This is a genomic window from Sphingobium lactosutens DS20 (assembly GCF_000445105.1).
In the GTDB taxonomy this organism is placed as follows: domain Bacteria; phylum Pseudomonadota; class Alphaproteobacteria; order Sphingomonadales; family Sphingomonadaceae; genus Sphingobium; species Sphingobium lactosutens.
Genome location: NZ_ATDP01000028.1, coordinates 1 through 705, shown reverse-complemented (window position 1 = coordinate 705; position 705 = coordinate 1). Strand labels below are relative to the sequence as shown.

General features: G+C 65.7%; 1 pseudogene. It reads right to left on the bottom strand.

Annotated features, from left to right (window positions below):
* Nucleotides 1-425 precede the first annotated feature (425 nt).
* A pseudogene (locus RLDS_RS29460) lies at nt 426-705 on the bottom strand (hypothetical protein); the annotation flags it as partial.

Here is a 705-nt window from a genome sequence, read left to right as displayed (position 1 = left end):
TGCCACACTAGGCAGACACAAGAGAGGAATAGGGGTGTAAAACCTCACCGGCGAGAACAACCGCAAGCGGGATCGTAACCCGGACGGGCGGAGACGAGGCTCAGGCCTCGGCTCCGTGAGGTTAGCCGGGGACCGCGCGCATGCGCGGGCGGCGGCTTAGCGAATAGAGCCCCGGTCCCGTCCTTCTGCCCTGGCGAAGGACGGGATGCGCCAACCATCCATGCAACCGCCCCATCCCCATGTTGCGCCATGCCGCAATCGGGAGCGCAGCGCCCCGAGATCAGGCATATGGGCAATATCCTGCGAGCCAATGCGCTCATGCCGGCAGGAACTTCGGCATCGCGGCTTCCGCCGTGCGAGGGGTGGTCACGCCGGCGCCCGGGACATGGCTGGCACCCGTCCCGGACATTCGACGTCGGCAGCGATCAGACGGGGCCGATCCAGTCCGCGGCCTCACGCCACCCAAGGATGTCGCTGCCACTGTCGGAGACGGCGTCGTTCGAAATGTCGCGCCACGGCGAGCGCGGCCGATAGGTCGGCATGTATCGAGCGGTCATCAGCTCAAAGGTGGCGCAGCTATAGCCGCTGAGGCGAATGGCAAGCACCGGCTGATTCTCCGAAGGAAGATCGAAGAAGACCGAGGTGAAGCCGGACGGAAGCGGCCGGATCGTCGCATCGATCATCGTGCGCGCCAACCGAAGCTCG